Source organism: Amphibacillus jilinensis Y1, from assembly GCF_000306965.1.
Lineage (GTDB): Bacteria > Bacillota > Bacilli > Bacillales > Amphibacillaceae > Amphibacillus_C > Amphibacillus_C jilinensis.
This window is the reverse complement of the sequence record NZ_JH976434.1, coordinates 269248-290607: the sequence shown is the minus strand read 5'-3', so window position 1 is coordinate 290607 and position 21360 is coordinate 269248. Positions and strand designations below refer to the sequence as shown.

Annotated in this window: 19 protein-coding genes and 1 other RNA gene; 12 read left to right on the top strand and 8 right to left on the bottom strand. The window is 38.2% G+C overall.

The window, feature by feature from the left end:
- Positions 1 to 154: 154 nt before the first annotated feature.
- From B494_RS0101995 to eno, 7 genes are all read left to right on the top strand, one after another.
- Positions 155 to 1108, top strand: coding sequence for an L-lactate dehydrogenase (locus B494_RS0101995; RefSeq protein ID WP_026065115.1), 954 nt, complete (start codon positions 155 to 157; stop codon positions 1106 to 1108).
- A gap of 176 nt (positions 1109 to 1284) precedes the next feature.
- Positions 1285 to 2313 (top strand): sugar-binding transcriptional regulator, encoded by a 1029-nt coding sequence (locus B494_RS0101990; RefSeq protein WP_017470684.1) that lies wholly within the window; start codon positions 1285 to 1287, stop codon positions 2311 to 2313.
- 33 nt (positions 2314 to 2346) lie between these two features.
- Positions 2347 to 3348, top strand: a complete 1002-nt coding sequence (gene gap / locus B494_RS0101985; RefSeq protein WP_017470683.1) for a type I glyceraldehyde-3-phosphate dehydrogenase — start codon at positions 2347 to 2349, stop codon at positions 3346 to 3348.
- 104 nt (positions 3349 to 3452) lie between these two features.
- A complete protein-coding gene (locus tag B494_RS0101980) occupies positions 3453 to 4643 on the top strand; it encodes a phosphoglycerate kinase (protein ID WP_017470682.1) in 1191 nt (396 codons plus the stop codon).
- Between the two features lie 105 nt (positions 4644 to 4748).
- Complete coding sequence (gene tpiA / locus B494_RS0101975) at positions 4749 to 5507, top strand: triose-phosphate isomerase (protein ID WP_017470681.1); 759 nt, start codon at positions 4749 to 4751, stop codon at positions 5505 to 5507.
- The gene (gene gpmI, locus B494_RS0101970) at positions 5504 to 7039 is read left to right on the top strand and encodes a 2,3-bisphosphoglycerate-independent phosphoglycerate mutase (protein ID WP_017470680.1); all 1536 of its coding nucleotides are present in this window, start codon (positions 5504 to 5506) and stop codon (positions 7037 to 7039) included. The genes tpiA and gpmI overlap by 4 nt, the downstream gene beginning before the upstream one ends.
- 44 nt (positions 7040 to 7083) lie before the next feature.
- The gene (eno, locus tag B494_RS0101965; RefSeq protein WP_017470679.1) at positions 7084 to 8370 is read left to right on the top strand and encodes a phosphopyruvate hydratase; all 1287 of its coding nucleotides are present in this window, start codon (positions 7084 to 7086) and stop codon (positions 8368 to 8370) included.
- 514 nt (positions 8371 to 8884) lie between these two features.
- Here eno and B494_RS0101960 read toward each other — a convergent pair.
- The 5 genes from B494_RS0101960 to B494_RS0101940 form a co-directional block, all read right to left on the bottom strand.
- On the bottom strand, positions 8885 to 9385 hold the full coding sequence (locus B494_RS0101960) for a GNAT family N-acetyltransferase (RefSeq protein ID WP_017470678.1): 501 nt from the start codon (positions 9383 to 9385) through the stop codon (positions 8885 to 8887).
- Between the two features lie 183 nt (positions 9386 to 9568).
- The gene (ptsP, locus tag B494_RS0101955; protein ID WP_017470677.1) at positions 9569 to 11284 is read right to left on the bottom strand and encodes a phosphoenolpyruvate--protein phosphotransferase; all 1716 of its coding nucleotides are present in this window, start codon (positions 11282 to 11284) and stop codon (positions 9569 to 9571) included.
- Between the two features lie 6 nt (positions 11285 to 11290).
- Positions 11291 to 11560, bottom strand: coding sequence for a phosphocarrier protein HPr (locus tag B494_RS0101950; RefSeq protein ID WP_017470676.1), 270 nt, complete (start codon positions 11558 to 11560; stop codon positions 11291 to 11293).
- Between the two features lie 388 nt (positions 11561 to 11948).
- Positions 11949 to 12860: a 1-phosphofructokinase gene (gene pfkB / locus B494_RS0101945; RefSeq protein WP_017470675.1), complete on the bottom strand. Its 912-nt coding sequence runs from the start codon at positions 12858 to 12860 to the stop codon at positions 11949 to 11951.
- The gene (locus B494_RS0101940; protein WP_017470674.1) at positions 12857 to 13609 is read right to left on the bottom strand and encodes a DeoR/GlpR family DNA-binding transcription regulator; all 753 of its coding nucleotides are present in this window, start codon (positions 13607 to 13609) and stop codon (positions 12857 to 12859) included. The genes pfkB and B494_RS0101940 overlap by 4 nt, the downstream gene beginning before the upstream one ends.
- A gap of 432 nt (positions 13610 to 14041) precedes the next feature.
- On the opposite strand from B494_RS0101940, the gene secG reads away from it, so the two are divergent.
- The 3 genes from secG to rnr all read left to right on the top strand — a co-directional run bounded on the left by secG (position 14042) and on the right by rnr (position 17645).
- The gene (gene secG / locus B494_RS0101935) at positions 14042 to 14272 is read left to right on the top strand and encodes a preprotein translocase subunit SecG (RefSeq protein ID WP_017470673.1); all 231 of its coding nucleotides are present in this window, start codon (positions 14042 to 14044) and stop codon (positions 14270 to 14272) included.
- Positions 14273 to 14579: 307 nt separating this feature from the next.
- Positions 14580 to 15323: an alpha/beta hydrolase gene (locus B494_RS0101930; RefSeq protein WP_017470672.1), complete on the top strand. Its 744-nt coding sequence runs from the start codon at positions 14580 to 14582 to the stop codon at positions 15321 to 15323.
- A 45-nt stretch (positions 15324 to 15368) separates the two neighbouring features.
- The gene (gene rnr / locus B494_RS0101925) at positions 15369 to 17645 is read left to right on the top strand and encodes a ribonuclease R (RefSeq protein WP_017470671.1); all 2277 of its coding nucleotides are present in this window, start codon (positions 15369 to 15371) and stop codon (positions 17643 to 17645) included.
- A 225-nt stretch (positions 17646 to 17870) separates the two neighbouring features.
- Here rnr and B494_RS0101920 read toward each other — a convergent pair whose 3' ends face one another.
- Positions 17871 to 18716, bottom strand: coding sequence for a GNAT family N-acetyltransferase (locus B494_RS0101920; protein WP_017470670.1), 846 nt, complete (start codon positions 18714 to 18716; stop codon positions 17871 to 17873).
- Between the two features lie 189 nt (positions 18717 to 18905).
- On the opposite strand from B494_RS0101920, the gene smpB reads away from it, so the two are divergent.
- Entirely contained in the window at positions 18906 to 19370 is a 465-nt protein-coding gene (gene smpB / locus B494_RS0101915; RefSeq protein ID WP_017470669.1) for an SsrA-binding protein SmpB, read from the top strand.
- A gap of 113 nt (positions 19371 to 19483) precedes the next feature.
- Positions 19484 to 19846: a transfer-messenger RNA gene (gene ssrA, locus B494_RS20365) on the top strand.
- 97 nt (positions 19847 to 19943) lie between these two features.
- Here the strand turns inward: ssrA and B494_RS0101910 are convergent.
- Together B494_RS0101910 and B494_RS0101905 are read right to left on the bottom strand one after the other, a co-directional pair.
- The gene (locus B494_RS0101910; protein WP_017470668.1) at positions 19944 to 21032 is read right to left on the bottom strand and encodes a site-specific integrase; all 1089 of its coding nucleotides are present in this window, start codon (positions 21030 to 21032) and stop codon (positions 19944 to 19946) included.
- 58 nt (positions 21033 to 21090) lie between these two features.
- The gene (locus B494_RS0101905; RefSeq protein WP_017470667.1) at positions 21091 to 21354 is read right to left on the bottom strand and encodes a hypothetical protein; all 264 of its coding nucleotides are present in this window, start codon (positions 21352 to 21354) and stop codon (positions 21091 to 21093) included.
- Between the last annotated feature and the right edge of the window lie 6 nt (positions 21355 to 21360).

The window sequence follows — 21360 nt, the reverse complement described above, 5'->3', positions numbered from 1 at the left end:
CATCTGTTCCCTATTTCGAGGGGGTGTTTTACGGATGGTTATCTGTGATAAAATGATAGCTATACTAAATTATGTTACGATCTATATAAGGTGTGTTATCAAAAGCTTAGCTTTTGATAGGAAGCCTTTCATTTTTACAGAAGGGGTGTTTAGTATGACAATTGGTTACACAAAGACAAGAAAAGTTGTAATTGTAGGGACAGGGTTTGTTGGATCTAGCTATGCATATGCTTTATTAAACCAAGGAATAGTAAATGAAATCGTGTTAATTGATCTTGATTATAAGCGAGCAGATGGCGAGGCGCGTGACCTTAACCATGGTATGCCATTTGGTTCGCCTATGCGTATTAGAGCGGGTGAATATGAAGAGTGTTCTGATGCAGACCTTGTTGTAATAACGGCTGGTGCAAACCAAAAACCTGGGGAAACACGACTAGATCTAGCTTCGAAAAACGCAAAGATTATGAAGGGGATTGTCGAACAAATTATGGAGGCGGGCTTCAAAGGTATTCTAGTTGTAGCCTCTAATCCTGTTGATGTGTTAACACAAGTGGCTTATGATGTGTCAGGACTTGCAAAAGAGCGCGTGATTGGTTCTGGTACAATATTAGATACAGCACGTTTTCGTTATTTGTTAAGTGAGTATTTTCAAGTGGATTCTAGAAATGTTCATGCCTATATCATCGGAGAACATGGAGATTCAGAATTGCCGGTTTGGAGTCATGTCCAAGTAGGAGGTTTACCACTAAATGTATATGGCCGGATTGAAAATTATTATGAAGACCGGGATATGCAGGAGATTTTTGAAAATGTAAGAGATGCTGCTTATCATATTATAGAACGTAAAGGTGCGACCTATTATGGGATAGGAATGGGCTTAGCAAGGCTAACCAAAGCATTGTTGTACAATGAAAACTCAATTTTAACAGTTTCAACCCTCTTTGAAGGAGAATATGGACTAGACGGGGTATATTTAGGAATCCCAGCTGTTGTTAACGAATTTGGTGTTAGAGAAATATTACGACTTAATTTATCAGATCGCGAACAAAAGCAACTCGAAGAATCTTCTAGCATATTAAAGAAAATGGTAGAAGACATTGAATATTAGCTCTTGGGACAGGCTGCACACTAGATGCAGCCTGTCGTGCAAAAAAGAAATACTTGAGCAATGCTTATTGATCTGCTACAATTATTGTGTTGGAATTTTTTTATTGTATGTGGGACAAAAAACGTTCTTCCGGGACGAAAAACATCCCGTTGATAATAGAGAGAGGGAGGCAAAGCATGCCGACGCTAATTGATTTGCAAAAATTACTATGCCCCGATCTACTTGAAGTCATGCTAAGACGTTACCAAATCCTACACACAATACAACTGCTAGAGCCGATTGGAAGACGTAGCTTATCAGAACAAATTGATTTGAAAGAACGTGTTGTCCGTAGTGAATTAGACTATTTAACACAACACGGTATGCTGGTTGTTAGTACAAAAGGTGTTTCTTTAACCGCAACGGGTAGAGAAATTATGATGGAATTAACATCATACGTTGAAGAAATTAACGATTTCCGTGTATTAGAAAATCAAATCAAGCAGACATTAAACCTTGATCATGTTATAATTACTCCCGGGGACAGCGATAAGCAAGAATGGGTTAAACATGATTTAGGGCGTAGAGCGATAGATTTCTTACAGTCGCGCCTTACACCCCGTGCAACCGTTGCTGTAACAGGCGGAACATCAATGGCAGCTGCAGCTATGATGATGAAACCTATGGTCAAGACGATGAATTGCATGTTTGTTCCTGCTAGAGGTGGTTTAGGAGAGCGCGTTGAGAATCAGGCGAACACGATTTGTGCTGAGATGGCTAAGAAAGTACATGGCGATTACCGACTGCTTTATGTACCAGACCCTTTGAGTGAAGAAACCTATCATTCAATTATTCAAGAGCCTGGTGTTAAGGAAATTTTACATATCATTAGACAAGCGGATATTGTCATGCACGGCATTGGTGATGCGATAACAATGGCAAAGCGTCGCAAAGCAACCAATGATGTTTTAGCGAAGTTACAATCGGGTAAAGCAGTAAGTGAGGCTTTTGGCTATTATTTTGATCGATATGGTCAAGTTGTCTATAAAGTTCGAACTGTAGGTATGCAATTGGAAGATTTGTCAAAGATAAGAACAGTAATTGCGATAGCTGGTGGGGAATCCAAGGCTAAAGCAATTGATTCATATTTTAGACAAGGAAAAAGTAACGTCCTCATTACTGATGAGGCTGCAGCAAAAGCGTTAATAAAGGGATTTTCCCTTTAAATAAATTTATGTAATCATAAGGAGGAAACAAGAATGACTGTAAAAGTAGGTATTAATGGTTTTGGTCGTATTGGTCGCTTAGCGTTCCGTCGTATTCAAGAAGTAGAGGGGATTGAAGTAGTAGCGGTTAACGACTTGACTGATGCTGACATGCTCGCTCATTTACTTAAATATGATACTACACAAGGACCTTTTAAAGGTGATGTTGATGTAAAAGATGGTTACTTTACTGTTAACGGTAAAGATGTAAAAATCCTTTCAAACCGTAACCCTGAAGAATTACCTTGGGGAGACTTAGGTGTAGATATCGTATTAGAATGTACAGGTTTCTTTGCTTCTAAAGAGAAAGCTGAGCTTCATCTTAAAGGTGGTGCGAAACGTGTCGTAATCTCTGCTCCAGGTGGTAATGATGTACCAACAATCGTTTACAATGTAAACCACGACATCTTAACTGGTGAAGAGACTGTCATTTCAGGTGCTTCTTGTACAACGAACTGTTTAGCTCCTATGGCTGATGTTCTTCATAAAGACTTTGGTATTGTTGAAGGTCTTATGACAACTATTCACGCTTTTACAGGGGATCAAAATACATTAGATGCACCACACCCTAAAGGTGACTACCGTCGTGCGCGTGCTGCATCTCAAAATATCATTCCTAATACTACGGGTGCCGCTAAAGCAATTGGTCTTGTTATCCCTGAATTAAATGGTAAATTAGATGGTGCTGCACAACGTGTTCCTGTTGCTACAGGTTCATTAACTGAATTAGTAACTGTCTTAGATAAAGAAGTAACAACTGATGAAGTTAATGCAGCAATGAAGAAAGCAGCAAATGAATCTTACGGTTATACTGAAGATCAAATTGTATCTTCTGATATCATTGGTATGACATATGGTTCATTATATGATGCAACGCAAACAAAAGTAATAAGTGTAGATGGTAAACAATTAGTGAAAACTGTTTCTTGGTATGATAACGAAATGTCTTACACTGCACAACTTGTGCGTACACTAGAATACTTTGCTAAATTATAATTCAACATTATAATTAGTTAAATCTGATAGCAATAACAGTCAAGCGGGAAGCGATCGCGCTTCCCGCTTGTTGTTTTTAAATTTATCTAATGGAGGATTATGAAATGGCGAAAAAAGTTGTAACTGATTTAGATGTAACAGGCAAAAAAGTACTTGTGCGTGCAGACTTTAATGTGCCGATGAAAGATGGAAATATTACCAATGACGATCGTATTGTTCAAGCCCTTCCAACCATTAAGCATTTAATTTCTGAAGGGGCTAAAGTTATTCTTTTCTCACACTTAGGCCGTGTGGCTGAAGAAGCTGATAAAGAAGGCAAATCATTAAAACCTGTTGCCGATCGTTTAGGTGAATTATTAGCTCAAGATGTGACATTTGTTAGTGAAACAAGAGGAGCAAAACTTGAAAGCGCGATTGACACTTTAGCCAATGGCGATGTTTTAATGTTTGAAAACACGCGTTTTGAAGACATCGACGGTAAAAAAGAAAGCAAAAATGATCCTGAATTAGGGAAGTACTGGGCAAGCTTAGGTGACTTGTTTGTTAACGATGCTTTCGGTACAGCTCACCGCTCACATGCTTCTAATGTTGGAATAGCGTCTAATTTAGAATCAGCTGCAGGTTTTCTCATGGAGAAAGAAATTAGATTCATTGGAGAATCAGTTGATAATCCTACACGCCCATTTGTAGCTATATTGGGTGGGGCTAAAGTAAGTGATAAAATCGGTGTTATTGAAAATCTCCTTGAAAAAGCTGATAAGGTAATTATTGGTGGAGGTATGTCTTATACTTTCTTCAAAGCACAAGGAAAAGAAATTGGAACATCACTACTTGAAGCTGACAAAGTAGATTTAGCCAAAACGTTATTAGAGCGAGCAGGCGGGAAGATTGTTTTACCTGTAGATGCAATGATTAATAAAGAATTCTCTAATGACGGTGACATTAAAGCTGTTTCAGTAGATGAAATTCCAGCAGACCAAATGGGATTAGACATTGGTCCAGAATCGATAAAGCAATTTGAACAGGAATTAACAGGTGCAAAAACAGTCGTTTGGAACGGGCCTATGGGTGTGTTTGAAATGTCTAATTTCGCCAAAGGAACAATCGGTGTTTGTGAATCCATTGCTAATTTAGATGATGCAACAACGATTATTGGTGGTGGAGACTCAGCTGCTGCTGCAATGCAACTAGGTTTTGCGGAAAAATTCTCACATATTTCTACTGGTGGTGGGGCATCATTAGAATATTTAGAAGGTAAAGAGTTACCTGGACTAGCAGCGATTAGTAACAAATAATCCCCAAAACATGAATGAATTTGTATGTTTTAATTAAAATATTTATGCGTTCTTAACTAAGACGTCTAATATTTTTAATAAACGAGACATGAAAGGGAGCAGATTATGCGTAAACCAATTATTGCAGGAAACTGGAAAATGAATAAAGTATTAGCAGATGCTGAGGCCTTTGTAGCTGATGCGAAAGACAAAGTGCCGGCACAAGACAAGGTTGATTCGATCGTTTGTGCACCTTTTCCGTATTTACAAGCACTCGTTAGCAAAGCAAAAGGTACTGATCTTGCCATTGCGGCACAAAATATGCACTTTGAAGAAAGTGGAGCATTTACTGGTGAAGTAAGTCCTGTAATGTTAAAGGACCTTGGTGTTAAGTACGTTGTTTTGGGTCACTCGGAGCGTCGTGAATACTTTGCTGAAACAGATGAGACAGTAAACAAAAAAGCGCATGCTGCATTTGAACATGGAATGACACCAATTATTTGTGTTGGTGAAACACTGGAGCAACGTGAAGCAAATCAAACGATGACACTTGTAGCAGATCAAGTGAAAAAAGCATTGTCTGGTTTAACAGAAGAGCAAGTTAAACAAGCTGTTATTGCATACGAGCCAATTTGGGCGATAGGTACAGGGAAAACAGCAACTTCTGAACAAGCTAATGAAGTATGTACACACGTACGTCAAACTGTTGCACAAGTGGTTTCTACAGAGGTAGCAGATGCTGTCCGTATTCAATATGGTGGCAGTGTCAAACCTGAAAATATCGACGAGCTACTTGCGCAGTCAGATATTGACGGTGCACTTGTTGGTGGTGCTAGTTTAGAAGCTGATTCATTCTTGAAACTCGTGGAGGCTGGTGCACAATGAGTCATGATAAGTTAGCTGCACTTATTATCCTAGATGGTTATGCAATACGAGATGAAGAAAAAGGGAATGCAGTTAAATTAGCAAATACCCCAAACTTTGATCGTTATTGGAAACAGTATCCACATAATCAATTGATCGCTTCTGGTGAGGCTGTTGGTCTTCCAGAAGGTCAAATGGGTAATTCTGAAGTTGGCCATTTAAATATTGGTGCTGGTCGAGTTGTTTATCAAAGTTTAACTCGTGTAAACTTATCGATTCGTGAGGGAGACTTTTTTACCAACGAACAATTAGTTCATGCGGTGGATCATGCGATAAACAATAATAAAGCATTACACATTTTCGGATTATTATCTGATGGTGGGGTACACAGCCATATTGAACACATGTATGCCGTCCTAAAGTTAGCTAAAGATAAAGGACTTACCAATGTGTTTGTTCATGGCTTTTTAGATGGACGTGATGTCGGTCAAAAATCGGCAAAACAATATATTACAGAAGCACAAGCACAAATGGATCAGATAGGTATCGGTCAATTTGCTACTATTTCTGGACGTTATTATGCGATGGATCGTGATAAGCGTTGGGATCGTGTTCAAAAAACATATGATGCAATGGTTTATGGTAAAGGACCACAAGCAACAGATCCATTAGCGGTTGTTGATGCGGCTTATGCCGAAGATATTTATGATGAATTCGTGTTACCAACCGTTATGGTTGATAGTAGAGGGGAGCCAATAGGAAAAGTTGCATCTGAAGATGCCATTATTTTCTTTAACTTCCGTCCAGATCGTGCGATTCAAATATCTCAAGCTTTTGCTAATGCTGATTTCTCTGAATTCAATCGTGGTGAAATGGCACCGAAAGATATTTATTTTGTTTGTTTAATGAAGTATAGCGATACGGTGTCTGGTAAAATTGCTTATCCTCCAGCTAAGTTAACGAATACAGTTGGTGAAGTACTAGCAAACAACGGGTTAAACCAACTACGTATTGCTGAAACGGAAAAATATCCACATGTCACTTTCTTTATGAGTGGTGGGCGCGAGCAAGAATTTGATGGTGAGAAACGCATTTTAATTGATTCACCTAAGGTAGCAACTTATGATTTAAAACCTGAAATGAGTGCTTATGAGGTAACAGATGCACTTCTGAAAGAATTAGATGAAGGCAATCAAAATGCAATCATCTTAAACTTTGCCAACCCGGATATGGTCGGGCACTCAGGTATGCTTGAGCCGACAATTAAAGCGATTGAAGCCGTTGATGAATGTTTAGGTAAGATCGTGGATAAGATCATTGAAAAAGGCGGGAAAGCCATTATTACCGCTGATCATGGTAATTCAGATGAAGTTGTTTCGCTCGATGGAAAGCCAATGACTGCACATACAACGAATCCTGTACCTGTTATTGTTACAGAACAAGGGGTATCCGTTCGAGATGGTGGTATTCTAGGTGATTTGGCCCCAACCCTTCTTGATCTATTAGATGTAGAGAAGCCGACAGATATGACTGGTAAATCTTTAATTAAGTAATAGTTAGTTTAAATAAAATGTTTAATAAAAAGGAGACGAAAAATATGCCATATATTACAGATGTATACGCACGCGAAGTCATGGACTCTCGTGGTAACCCAACAGTTGAGGTGGAAATTTATACGGAATCAGGTGCTTTTGGTCGCGCACTCGTACCAAGTGGCGCATCAACAGGGGAATATGAAGCTGTTGAATTACGTGATGGTGACAAAGACCGTTATTTAGGTAAAGGCGTTGAAAAAGCAATAGAAAACGTTAACGAAATCATTGCTCCAGAACTACTTGGTTTTGATGTAACGCGCCAAGTTGTTATTGATAAATTACTTATCGAGTTAGATGGTACACCAAACAAGGCCAAATTAGGTGCTAACGCGATCTTAGGTGTTTCAATGGCTGTTGCGCATGCCGCTGCAGATCACTTAGGTGCTCCATTATATACTTATTTAGGTGGATTCAATGCAACGACACTTCCAACACCAATGATGAACATCTTAAATGGTGGAGAGCATGCTGATAATAACGTTGATATCCAAGAATTCATGGTTATGCCAGCTGGTGCGCCTACATTCAAAGAAGCATTACGTATGGGAGCTGAAATCTTCCATAACCTTAAAAAAGTTTTGGCTTCAAAAGGTTACAACACTGCTGTAGGTGATGAAGGTGGTTTCGCACCTAACTTATCTTCAAATGAAGAAGCTCTATCTACCATTATTGAAGCAATTGAAGCAGCTGGTTACAAGCCAGGTGAAGAAGTTAAACTTGCTATGGACGTTGCAGCTTCAGAAATTTACGAAGACGGTAAATACAACCTTAAAGGTGAAGGCGTTGTTCGTACGTCTGCTGAAATGGTTGACTGGTATGCTGAAATGGTTGAAAAATATCCAATCATCTCAATCGAAGATGGTTTAGATGAAAATGACTGGGATGGTTTCAAACTTTTAACTGACAAACTAGGTGACAAAGTTCAATTAGTAGGTGACGACTTATTCGTTACAAACACTGAAAAACTTTCAGAAGGTATCGAAAAAGGTATTGGAAACTCAATCCTAATCAAAGTTAACCAAATTGGTACATTGACTGAAACTTTCGAAGCAATTGAAATGGCTAAAAAAGCTAATTACACTGCAGTTATCTCTCACCGCTCAGGTGAAACAGAAGATGCAACAATTGCTGACATTGCAGTTGCAACAAATGCGGGCCAAATCAAAACAGGTGCACCTTCACGTACGGATCGTGTTGCGAAGTATAATCAATTACTACGTATCGAAGATGAGCTTGTTGATACAGCTAAATATGCTGGAAAAACAGCGTTCTATAACTTAAATAAATAAGTTAAAGTCTAATTGATCATTTATGATTTGCTCTGAATGAATGGTAGACAAAAAGCAACCCCTTATCTGTGATTTAATCACAATAGATAAGGGGTTTTAATGTTTATTCCTTCCTGGCTCTGTCAGACTTTAGAAGAATTGGCTAAATAATATTTGATATTGGTAAGAGACACGCTTTATTTCGCAGGCCCGATCCTTTATTTATCACAGATAACCGTCCGTAAAACCCCTTCAAAATAGAGAACACAGATGAAAATCTATTCTAGGTGGGGATATCGGACGCTACTCGTGTCCTGATTTAGCCAACTAACAATCAGCGGGTGAATATGATCTTCCACACCTTTAAAAAGGATTACAGGCCAGCTTACTACGCCCTTAAGAGGGATTTACAGACTAAAACCCCCACGTCCTGTGGCAACGTCTGCAATGACCTACATCCTGTAGGCCTCCGCCGACTGAATGCAAGTTCGTTTTATTTAAAATCTTTCTCCTTCAGCGGACTTGCTTTCGGTAACTAAAAACGATTGGAAAGATTTTTAAGTGCGCTTCCATGCAGTCTGTATGTCGTCCAGTCATCCATAGCTGTAGCTCCCATTTTTCTGTAAAACTGAATCGCAGATGTGTTCCAGTCCAGGCATACCCATTCCAGACGTTCATATCCTCTTTCACAAGTGAGATCAGCTAAGTATGTAATCAGTTGCTGTCCAAACCCACTTCCTCGATAATCGGGTCTGACATATAAATCCTCTAAGTAGAGCCCCGGTTTGCCCAAGAACGTTGAAAAGCTGGAATAAAACAGTGCAAATGCCACAGGTTCACCTTGGTATTCACCAATGATCACTTCAGCTGTTTTTTTCTCAAACAGATTTGCCTTTAATATTTCCTCAGTGGCAGTTACTTCGGTCAGCATCTCTTCGTATTCCGCCAATTCCTTAATTAAGGATAAAATAAGAGAGACATCTTCTTTTTCTGCGAAACGGATGCTGAAGTCCTCTTCATTTCTATTTTTTTGCATCTTCAATCCCCCTCCATTACTTATAGAACGCCAGTCAGTCTGTTGCTGACCACATTTCTTTGAATTCTCATCATTCTTAAGGCTACCATATTTCGCCATGCAAACCAACAGTAAAATATTATAGAACCTAAAAAAAGAGATGGTGCGAATAAAATCACACACCATCTTTGATAAAAATCTTAATTATTGATTTGTTTTTTCACGAATAAACGCTTCTACTTCATCAGCAGTTGACATAGCTAGTAATTTATCTTTATAAGAAGCAAGTTCTTCTTTAGATAAATCCTTGATTTGTGTACGTGCTGGCAAGATAGATGTTGCACTCATACTAAATTCATCTAGTCCAAGTCCAAGCAAGATTGGAATAGCGATTGAATCGCCTGCCATCTCACCACACATACCTGCCCATTTGCCTTCAGCGTGAGCGGCTTCAATAACATTATTCACTAAGTTAAGGATAGCAGGGTGATAAGGTTGATATAAGTATGAAACGCGTTCATTCATACGGTCTGCTGCCATTGTATACTGAATCAGGTCATTTGTACCGATGCTAAAAAAGTCAACCTCTTTAGCAAATTGACGAGCAATTACCGCAGTTGATGGAATTTCAACCATGATACCGATTTCGATATCATCAGAAACCTCAATACCTTCACCTTTTAAATTAGCCTTTTCTTCAAGTAATAATGCTTTTGCTTGACGAAATTCATCTAATGTCGCGATCATTGGAAACATAATTTTTAAGTTTCCATAAGTACTTGCACGTAAAAGCGCCCGTAATTGTGTACGGAAAATATCATCACGCTCTAAGCAAAGACGAACCGCACGAAAACCTAAAAATGGGTTCATTTCCTTTGGTAGATCAAGATAGCTTAATTCTTTATCGCCACCGATATCTAATGTACGAACAACAACAGGTTTGTCCCCCATTTGCTCGAGCACAGATTTATAAGCATCAAATTGATCATCTTCTGAAGGGAAATCACTATTTCCCATGTATAAGAACTCAGTACGATAAAGGCCGACACCTTCACCACCATTATTGATAATACCTTCCACATCGTTTGGTGTTCCAATATTTGCAACAAGCTCAACATGTGTTCCATCTTTCGATACAGTTGGCTCATCTTTTAATTGTGCCCAAACTTCTTTTTGCTTAGCAAAGTCGTCTTGTTTTTTGCGATATGTTTCAATCACATCATCTGTTGGATTAATGACAACTTCACCATCAATACCATCTACAATAATGATATCGCCATCTTTAACATCGTCTGTAACGGTTTTCGTACCAACTACAGCGGGGATTTCTAAAGAGCGAGCCATAATAGCAGAATGGGAAGTTCGTCCACCGATATTTGTTGTAAACCCTTTAACAAATTGCTTGTTTAATTGAGCGGTATCTGAAGGTGTTAAATCTTCAGCAATAATGATAACCTCTTCATCAATTAAAGCGGGATCAGGGAATGACACCTTAAGTAAGTGGGCCATCACGCGTTTGGTAACATCTTTAATATCTGCAGCACGTTCACGCATATATGCGTTATCCATGCTTTCAAACATATTAATGAACATGTTAGCGACTTCATCAAGCGCTGCCTCTGCATTAATATTTTCATTTTTAATTTTATCTTTGATTGGTGTGATCATCTCTGGATCACTAAGAACCAACAGGTGTGCTGAAAAAATTTCAGCATGTTCATCACCAAGTGATACTCGAGCATTTTCTTTAATCTTTTCAAGCTCTTGCTTTGAAACGTCTAGAGCATCTTGTAGACGTTCTGTTTCTTTGGCAACGTCACCGACCTTCTTTGTCTCAAAAGAAAGTTCAGGTGCTTCTAAAGTGTATGCTTTTGCAATAGCTACACCATTAGACGCCGCAATCCCTTTTAGCTTTGACATAGATAATTACTCTCCTAATCCTTCTTGCTTAATGACTCCGTAGATACCATCGATTGCTTCTTGCTCGTCAGAACCTTCAGCTACAAGCTTAATTTCAGCATCTTTAGGGATACCTAGAGACATAACACCCATAATTGATTTTAAATTAACTGATTTACCGTTGTATTCTACGGTTACCTCAGAGGCAAAGCTACCTGCTTTGTTAACAAGTACTGTTGCTGGACGTGCGTGTACTCCTGTTGAATCTGTAATTGTTACTGTTTTTTCAGCTGCCATGAAAAAAACCTCCTATAAAATAATTAATATCCTTTTATTCAGTATACCACAACTTCAATTTTACTTTGTTTTGTAGTGATATTTCAAGTATTACATACAAAAAACAGTGTAAAACTGTGTATAGTTTTTTTCCTTTACTATATAAAGATAACTACACTTACATTAGTATACGCTTTTCATACAATACCATCTATTTAAAATGAAGTCTACTGTCAAATTTCGTAGCCTGTGATTTTTTAGCACAGACGACCTTTTGTAAAACGCCCGCCTTAAAACAGAGACTAGAGCTCACCTTTTTAGGCGGGAGGTAACAAGCGCTAATGTATTGATTTCATCACCGACCAAGTGGCGGGTGAAGGACGGGCACGTTGCTAATTTAATATTCGTTTTATCGTGCAGTAATTTGAACATGATCGACAAGAGCGTCAACATCTGCTTTTAAAGCAAGGTCAGCACTAAAGGCCGTTGCACTTCCACTAGCGACAGCATAACGAAAAGCTTGCTCGTCATTAGCGTAATGCTGTAGACCAGCTAGAAAGCCCGCTACGGTTGAATCACCTGCACCAACAGTGTTGATGACATCCCCTTTGGGTGCCTTTGCAATTAAGCATTGCTTGTTATTTAAGTAAATTGCGCCTTCGCCCCCCATAGAAATGAGCACATGTTCAACACCGTTATTTAATATTTTTTTCCCATAATAGATGGCATCTTGGGTGGATGTGATGGTTGTATTAAATAATTCCCCCAATTCATGATGGTTAGGCTTCACGAGAAAAAGAGGTGTACCTAATAGAGCTTTTAATGAGCCACTTGACGTATCTGCCACCATATCAACTTGTTTTTTTGCGCAAACTGAGGCCAAATTCACATAAAGGTCATCAGGTAATGAATGTGGTAAACTACCAGCAACGACTAATGTGTCACCAGCTGTTAATTGTTCAACTTGATGAAAGAGCTGATCAAGTTCCTGTTGGCTAATGTCCGGGCCAGGGCCGTTGATCTCTGTTTCTTTCGATGACTTCATTTTCATATTAATCCGAGTCACACCGTCTATTGTAATAAAATCCGTTTTAATCCCTTCTTGATGTAAAGCCTCTTTAATATAGTCTCCGGTAAAGCCTCCAATATACCCAAGGGCTGTATTATCAATTGCTAATCTTTTTAAGATACGCGAAACATTTATGCCTTTGCCCCCCGGATAATAGGCGGCTCGCTCTCCACGATTTAAGTTGCCATACTGAAATGAATCGATATGAATGATGTAGTCGATTGATGGGTTAATGGTACATGTATAAATCATGTTGTCACCACCTTTATGGTTGTTTTTTCTTGAAATTTTTTGCGTTGATTTTGTGTGAGTGCATCAGTAATTAATGTCGCTTGATTAAGATCAACAATCTTTGCAAAACGTCTCTCATTCAATTTTGAATGATCTGCTATCACAAAGCTAAGTTCACCTTGTGCTATTGCTGCACGTTTGACGGCTGCTTCTTCGGGATCGGGTGTAGAATAACCAAAGTTTATATCAATGGCGTTTGCACCGATAAATACTTTATCAAAATGATAATGTTCGAGTGCTTTTAGTGCGCCGACGCCGATAAGAGCTCGAGTTGTATGTTTTACAGCCCCACCTAATAGATAGGATTTAAGATTAAATTGGTTAAGGGCATCAAGGTGTGTTAAGCCATTTGTAACAACGGTAATTTGACGATTGGCTAAGTGTGAAATCATTTCATAGTTGGTTGTTCCAGCATCAAGATAGATGCAATCGTGATCTTCTATTAAAGAAGCCGCAAATTTGGCGATTTGTTTTTTTGCATCTACATGATAAATCGATTTTTCTGGATATGTAAGTTCTTGGAATGCAGAATGTTTTGATGTGGCGCCTCCATGAACACGAATTAATTGTTGATGGGATTCTAATTCACGTAAGTCTCTTCGAATGGTTGATTCAGAAGCGGATGTTAAATCTACCAGTTCTTGGATGGTTACGAGATGTTTTTGTTTAAGTAAATCAATGATTAGGGCATGACGTTTGGCCGTTAACAATGCGCAACCTCCTTTATTCTAATCCCAAATAAATCGCTTACTTTAATCATACGCCACTCATTGATAAAAATCAATCAAATTCAGTCAAAAACAGTCAAAATTAATCTTTTAACTAAAACCCTTATAGCTGCTTCATGCCCTTTATGAATCAATAATGAGATTCGTTTTACTTTATTACAAAATTAACTTGCAGGCTGTTGCTATTTTATGCTAAATTAATACTAGTGTCTATTATTAATTTAATCTAGCATTGAAGGGGATTAGCTCCCATTGTAAGAAACGGCACTTTAAATGATCGATCTCCTAATTTCGGGGGAAATATGATTGGGTTTTATGCTATCAAAGTTTACCACTTTGTTTTTACATAGTATAAGCTAAGTGTCCAGAAGATAAACGAAAATGTTCGAAGTTCTTTAGGAGGTGTACGCAACTATGCATGGTGTTGCGCTTACGTTATTAGTTATAACGTCAATAGCTTTAATTATACTTGTTTTAATGCAATCAGGGAAAAGTGAAGGATTGTCTGGGGCGATTTCAGGCGGTGCAGAACAATTATTTGGAAAGAAAAAAGCAAGAGGAATTGATGCTGTTTTACAAAGAGCTACCATTGTGGCTGCTGTTTTGTTTTTTGTGTTAACTTTTGTTGTAGCTTATATACTATAGTGTTACTCAGTGTAACCCTCTCATTTGTATTAGAAAATGAGAGGGGTTTTTATTGGAGTGATATGTCTATTAGCTTAGATAGCCACTCTGTATTTATCAAAAATAACTGTCCGTAAAGCAATTGGCTCAAAATAGAGAATGGAATGCATTTATTTAAGCGGATCTATCAAACACTAATCAATGGCCATTGATTGGGGCTTCAGTTTATATAAAGAAAACAGAACAAGTGCACAATGACAATCATTTTGGTAAGATTAAACATTAAGTTATTTATGTTTTTGTTAATAGAGAAAGGACGATATCAAAAATGAAAATACAAACACCACAGCCTTTTATGTTTAAAGAGGGGGAAAGAGCGGTATTATTATTACATGGCTTTACTGGTCATAGCGCAGATGTTCGAATGCTGGGACGCTACTTGCAGAAAAAAGGCTACACTTCACTTGGGCCTATTTATCGGGGACATGGTCAAACGCCAGAAGATTTATTAAAAGGTGGGGCACAAACTTGGTGGGAAGACGTTAAGGCGTCATATGATGAATTGAAAGCACAAGGTTATCAAAAAATTGCGGTCGTCGGCCTATCTTTGGGCGGGGTATTAGCTTTAAAACTTGCTTATTCTCAACCGATAGTTGGTGTTGTACCTATGTGCTCGCCTATGTTCTTTGATAACGAACAACAACTAACTAAAGGTTTTCGTTATTATGCTAGTCAATATAAGAAAGTAGAAGGCAAGGGAGAAGATCAAGTGGTCAAAGAAGTCGATCAACTCGTTCAAGATGCAAAGCCGCTATTTCAAGAATTGGCAGGGCTTTTTAAAGAGGTTAATCGCCATCTCGATCAAATTTATACCCCAACTATGGTGATTCAAGCAAAGGATGACCAAATGATTAATACTGAAAGTGCAACGCATATTTATGAAACTGTAGAATGTGACGAAAAAGTTATAAAATGGTACGAAGATGCAGGTCATGCGATTACATTAGGACCGAAGCGAGATGATGTTCATGAAGATATTTATCAATTTTTAGAATCATTGAACTGGGACTAACTCATAATAAAGTAGACACGAAAATGAAAGAAGGTGAAAGTAAGATTGGAATTAATAAAAGAACGCATTATTACTTATATAGAAGAAGCTCAAAAGCCTTTGAAGGTTGAAGAAATACAAGAAGGTTTGGAATTAGATACTGCCGATGCAGATCAATTTAAAGCATTGATTAAATCGCTTAATGCTTTAGAGGATGAAGGCAAGCTGCTGTTAACAAGAAAAAATCGTTATGCATTGCCTGAACGGATTGGATTAGTTAAAGGGAAAATTCAGATGCACAAAAAAGGTTTTGCTTTTCTCTTACCAGATGATGAGGACCAAAAAGATGTTTATATTAACCCAAATGATTTAAACGGTGCCATGAATAATGATCAGGTCTTTGTCAGAATTGAGACAGAACAAATCGGTGATAAACGTGTGGAAGGTGTGGTTGAACGCATTATTGAACGCCATTCAACACGCATTATCGGAACGTTTGAAGACAAAGGAAGCTTTGGGTTTATTATTGCAGATGATAAACGAATACCTAATGATATTTTTATTAAAAAAGCTGACAGTAAAGGTGCAGTAACAGGGCATAAAGTGATTGCAAAGTTAACGAAGTTCCCAGAAGGAACAATGTCTGCTGAAGGTGAAGTTGTTGAGATTTTAGGACACAAAAGTGACCCAGGGATGGATATCATTTCAATTATCCATAAGCATGAGATAACGGTCGATTTTCCTGATCAAGTGCTTGAACAAGCTGAGCGTGTGCCTGAAACGATTAAACCTGAAGAATTAAAGAATCGACGCGATTTAAGGTCGAAACAGATTGTTACCATTGATGGTGCTGATGCAAAAGATTTAGATGATGCTGTAATAGTGGAGAAGTTGGATAACGGCCATTATAAATTAGGTGTTTATATTGCCGATGTTTCTTATTATGTTGAACAAGGTACAGCAATTGATCAAGAAGCCTATGAACGTGGGACAAGTGTTTATTTGGTCGATCGCGTCATCCCGATGATTCCACATCGCTTATCAAACGGTATTTGCTCTCTCAATCCACAGGTGGATCGCTTAACCATCGGTTGTGAAATGGAAATTAATCAAGCTGGTGAGGTCGTTAATCATGATATCTTTCAAAGCGTGATTAACACGTCTGCTCGTATGACCTATACAGAAGTTAATCAAATTTTAGTTGATCAAGATCAATCGTTACGGGAACAGTATCAGCAACTTGTACCTATGTTTGAAGATATGGAAAAGTTAGCTGAAATTTTGCGAACGAAACGATTTGGGCGCGGTGCAATTGATTTTGATTTTAAAGAAGCCAAGGTCATTGTTGATGAGAAAGGGCATGCTCAGGATGTTGTATTAAGAGCGCGTTCAGTCGCTGAACGATTAATTGAAGAATTTATGTTAGCGGCTAATGAAACGATTGCAGAACATTTTCATTGGATGGAACTCCCTTTTATTCACCGTATTCACGAAGAACCAGATGAAGATAAGCTTCAGAAGTTTTTCGAATTTGTAGGGCAATTAGGCTATCATGTTAAAGGTACGGCTAATGATATTCATCCACAAGCCTTACAAAAGGTGCTCGAACAAGTTAAAGGTGAACAAGAAGAAATGATCATTTCAAAATTAATGTTACGTTCAATGAAACAAGCAAAATATGATCCGAATAGTGTGGGTCATTTTGGTCTTGCTACATCATTTTATACCCATTTCACGTCACCGATTAGACGCTACCCAGATTTAATTGTTCACCGATTAATTCGGACGTATTTAATTGAGGGAAAAGTAGATCAGAAGACACAAAATGATTGGAAAGATAAGCTTGGTACAATTGCTAAACACACATCAGAGCGCGAACGCGTTGCCGTTGACGCAGAGCGTGAAACTGATGACCTGAAAAAAGCTGAATTTATGCAAGATAAAATAGGTGAAGAATTTGATGGTGTGATAAGTTCAGTTACTGGCTTTGGCTTATTTGTAGAGCTTGAGAATACCGTTGAGGGTTTGGTGCATGTTAGTGATTTAACCGATGACTATTATGCTTTTGATGAACGCTCTTATGCAATGATTGGTGAGCGAACTGGCAATGTCTTTCGTATTGGTGATGCGATCACTATACGTGTTGCTGCAGTTAACCTTGAAGAACAAGCGATTGATTTTGAAATCGTTGGGATGAAAAGACAAGCTCGTCGTCGTCCAGCAGATCAACCAAAGCTAGATAAAGCCAGTTCGAAAAAAGACAAAAAAACGAAGAAAGATAAGAAAAAGAAAGAGAAGAAAAAAGGAAAAGCTAAACCGCCAAAAGCCAAAAGAAAAAAATAAAACCCAGTGTAACCACTTATTCGATGATGATTTAAGAATAAGTGGTTTTTCACATGGCAAAAACGAAGGCTAGTAATATACATATAGATAGCTTGTTCTCATTTCACACTAAAAAATTGTCGAATTTTAAAATTCACTGGGAGAAGAACGAAAAATCCACTGATTGAAGGCTTCGGATACTAACTAGCTATAAAAAGCACTTTCTAATGGAATCGATGTGAGAGATCAAATAGATTTTCCATATAAGACCCATCCATCTTGGACCTCAAAAGCATCAAGGTTAGGGATCAGAGAACTGGCATAGGTAGAAAAATCAAACCATGGCTTACGCGGTTCATCTTGTTGACTTAAGTAATAGTCTATGGTTTCAAATAGTCCAGCTTGGTCAAAATAGTCATCCCAAAAATAACGAACGTGAGCATACGGCTCTTTCTTAAAATCATTCGAAATAAAGAGCCAACGATCGCGCTGTTCATTTTGAAATACCCTTGTTGCATCAAGTTTTTGATCTGGTAATAACGCTTGTTGGAAGGGTAAGGGATAGTAACATTCATAAGGGTAAACATCAAGCACACCATCAGCGGCAAGTTGATCGAGTATCGCTCGTTTACTTTTTAAAGGATAAACTTCATTCCATATGCGTCCAGGTTTACTGCTTACCAGTTGACGATTTATTAGTGGATAGCTATGAAATGTTTTTAATGGTTCAAATTGTAATTTAGCTAAAACTCGTCTTGCTGCTTGATTATCTATATTAGTGTAACCGCCGAGCCAACCGACGTGTTGATTACCTTTAAGCCTATTAATGATCTCAACTAACAATGTCGTGGCATAACCGTTGCCGTGTTCGCGTCGATCACTCCTCAGTCTACCTAACATAGCATATCCGCCGGGGAATAAGCTATAGCCGGCAACGGAAATGAGTCTATCGTCTTTAAACAAGCCGAATAGTGCATGATTGGGCGGAGTGACGAGGCGTTCAAAAATATCAATTATATAATCATCTTTAATATGGGTTTGCATAGCTTTATACTGTGGTAAATCATTTACTGTTAACGTTCTTATTTGCATGTGATGCTACTCCTTTTAGTGAAAAAGTAAAAGCCTATTTTTTGGATGGCTAAGGGTATAATAACAAATCTTCACTTATCATCGCATAACAGATAGAAACTTGTCCAATAAAAGCGCCCGTTCAGCATTGTGTTTGATAAACGAACCTGTTAAAATGAAGAATGCATGATCGAAGAAGGGGGAAAATCAATGCCAAAAGGAACAGGAAAAGTCATTGCACAGAACAAAAAAGCTAATCATGATTTTTTCATTGAAGAAACCATTGAAGCTGGCCTCGTACTTCAAGGAACGGAAATAAAATCGATCCGAGCGGGTCGGGTTAATATGAAAGACAGTTTTGCTCGTGTGGAACGTGGAGAAGTCTTTTTACACAACATGCATATTTCACCTTATGAGCAAGGTAATCGTTATAATCATGAACCGACACGTACGCGTAAATTACTTATGCATAAAAAGCAAATCAATAAATTAATTGGCGAGACACAACAGGCCGGATATTCATTAGTCCCCCTTAGGATTTACTTAAAAAACGGTATGGCAAAAGTATTAATCGGACTTGGTAAAGGGAAGAAGAAATTTGATAAACGCGAGGACCTGAAGAGAAAACAAGCTAAACGAGATATTGATCGTGCCGTGAAAGAAAACATGCAATAACCCCCACTTGAATAAATGTGGGGATTTGTTATAATAGAGTAGCAAAACGAAACAATTAAATAATTATTATCGCTCATTTTACTTGAGCCTGTAACGTTTTGTTCCTATTTAATGGGGACGTTACGGATTCGACAGGGGTAGATTGAGCTCAAGTCGCGTGTCGAGGTTACGGCTCGTAAAACGTTAACCGCCAATAATAACTGGCAAAGAAAATAATTTCTCTTTAGCAGCTGCCTAAGCAGTTCTAAAGGATCCTTCTTAGCATCACCCGTGTGCTAGGGTTAGGGTCTCAACTTAAGCGGGATACGCTTGATTTCCTCCGTCTGAGGAAATCAAGAAGAGAACAATCAGACTAGCTACTAGGAAGCCTGTTGGTTGGCTGAATAGATAGCGAAATATAAATAAATCAACTACACACGTAGAAGCTTGAGTGGCAATATCTCTGGACGTGGGTTCGACTCCCACCGTCTCCACCAATAAGCCTAAAACCCTTGGGGGAGTAAGGTTCATATTTTCGTGATACACTTTGTGATACACTTTTCACGAAAAACACTTATTTGAGTGTGGATTTTTTTATTTATAATCACTAATTTTCACCACGCTTGCAGGTTTGAAATCTTCTTCCATTTGTGCAATTGCATCATCTTCTGCATTTGGATAGAGATGACTATAGATGTCGTATGTGGTGGACGTATTAGCATGTCCTAGGCGCTTACTGACAATCTGGATGTCATTGCCTAAACTAATTAAATAAGACGCGTGAGAGTGTCTGAAATCGTGTATACGAATACGTTTAACTTCTACTTGTTCGATGTATTGATGAAAATACCTATCTATGGTTGTGTGGGCAATGTGATCTTTAAACGTACCAAAAACTACATAATCCATTTTAATTTTAGATTGTAGCTTCAATTCACCAAGTAAGTTCATGGTGTGTTGGGGCATTTTTATTTTGCGCACAGATGACTCGTTTTTAGGTGATGTTATACGACCGTGATATACGGTTTTATTTATGTCGATTATATTATTGTCAAAATCAATGTCATTCCAAGTTAAAGCTAAAGCCTCGCCTTTTCGTAAACCACCATAAAACAACACCATGAAAAACGTCTGAAACATGAGGTCATCAACAACAGCTATAAACTCCTTAAACTCATCTATCGTCCAAAAATCAATGTTCTTGCTGACTTTAATATCAATGTTTCCAACTTCCCTAGCGACATTTACTCTTAAATACTCCAAGCTAATGGCATAATTCAACACCGCCGATAAAACAGTATGAACTTTCTTAGCACTTACAACAGATAAATGATCTAGCAAGTGATCGTGGAACCTTACAATGTCTCTTTTGATAATGTCTTTTATTTTTTTATGCTCAAAGCGTGGCATTAGGTGAACCCTGACAATGCTCTCAATTTTCGTGTATGAGGATGCTTTTCTCCGTTTCTTATACCAACTTAAGTACATATCAGCAATTTGACCGAATGACAGGTTCTCTTCATCTTCGACCTCAAAGTTATAGAGAAATTCAATTTCGGCATTCTTAGCCTCTTTCTTAGTTTTAAAACCTCTTTTCATGTACCGTTTTCGTTCTCCATTGGGTAAGTCTACAATCGCGCTGTAATAATAGGTACCACGCTTTTTATCTTTATACACTGTCATAACTACATATCTCCTTTCAAATATTAGAACATTTGTTCTGTCATGAGGTTAAAAAATTTTAAAGCAGTATCATAAATGCAGTGAACATAGTTACTGAAGCGATCAAGAAAATTAAACAGCCACACCCTTTATTGTTATAAACAGACCTGGTTGTTTTATTATAGACTTTGTTATAAGCTGCGCGTTTGGGATCTTTAACCCAGCCCATACCTTTCTTACCGTAACCAGGTACAACAGCTTTCTTAACCGTTCTTTTGGCTCTTCCAGTCGTTCTTGCCTTGACTGACTTCTTTATACTCGGCTTTCGATAACCTATTTTCACAGTGAG

What these genes read in the sequence shown, in the direction of transcription:
- B494_RS0101995 (WP_026065115.1), top strand. Translation starts at nt 155, where the DNA reads ATGACAATTGGTTACACAAAGACAAGAAAAGTTGTAATTGTAGGGACA.
- B494_RS0101990 (WP_017470684.1), top strand. Translation starts at nt 1,285, where the DNA reads ATGCCGACGCTAATTGATTTGCAAAAATTACTATGCCCCGATCTACTT.
- gap (WP_017470683.1), top strand. Translation starts at nt 2,347, where the DNA reads ATGACTGTAAAAGTAGGTATTAATGGTTTTGGTCGTATTGGTCGCTTA.
- B494_RS0101980 (WP_017470682.1), top strand. Translation starts at nt 3,453, where the DNA reads ATGGCGAAAAAAGTTGTAACTGATTTAGATGTAACAGGCAAAAAAGTA.
- tpiA (WP_017470681.1), top strand. Translation starts at nt 4,749, where the DNA reads ATGCGTAAACCAATTATTGCAGGAAACTGGAAAATGAATAAAGTATTA.
- gpmI (WP_017470680.1), top strand. Translation starts at nt 5,504, where the DNA reads ATGAGTCATGATAAGTTAGCTGCACTTATTATCCTAGATGGTTATGCA.
- eno (WP_017470679.1), top strand. Translation starts at nt 7,084, where the DNA reads ATGCCATATATTACAGATGTATACGCACGCGAAGTCATGGACTCTCGT.
- B494_RS0101960 (WP_017470678.1), bottom strand. Translation starts at nt 9,385, where the DNA reads ATGCAAAAAAATAGAAATGAAGAGGACTTCAGCATCCGTTTCGCAGAA.
- ptsP (WP_017470677.1), bottom strand. Translation starts at nt 11,284, where the DNA reads ATGTCAAAGCTAAAAGGGATTGCGGCGTCTAATGGTGTAGCTATTGCA.
- B494_RS0101950 (WP_017470676.1), bottom strand. Translation starts at nt 11,560, where the DNA reads ATGGCAGCTGAAAAAACAGTAACAATTACAGATTCAACAGGAGTACAC.
- pfkB (WP_017470675.1), bottom strand. Translation starts at nt 12,860, where the DNA reads ATGATTTATACATGTACCATTAACCCATCAATCGACTACATCATTCAT.
- secG (WP_017470673.1), top strand. Translation starts at nt 14,042, where the DNA reads ATGCATGGTGTTGCGCTTACGTTATTAGTTATAACGTCAATAGCTTTA.
- B494_RS0101930 (WP_017470672.1), top strand. Translation starts at nt 14,580, where the DNA reads ATGAAAATACAAACACCACAGCCTTTTATGTTTAAAGAGGGGGAAAGA.
- B494_RS0101920 (WP_017470670.1), bottom strand. Translation starts at nt 18,716, where the DNA reads ATGCAAATAAGAACGTTAACAGTAAATGATTTACCACAGTATAAAGCT.
- smpB (WP_017470669.1), top strand. Translation starts at nt 18,906, where the DNA reads ATGCCAAAAGGAACAGGAAAAGTCATTGCACAGAACAAAAAAGCTAAT.
- B494_RS0101910 (WP_017470668.1), bottom strand. Translation starts at nt 21,032, where the DNA reads ATGACAGTGTATAAAGATAAAAAGCGTGGTACCTATTATTACAGCGCG.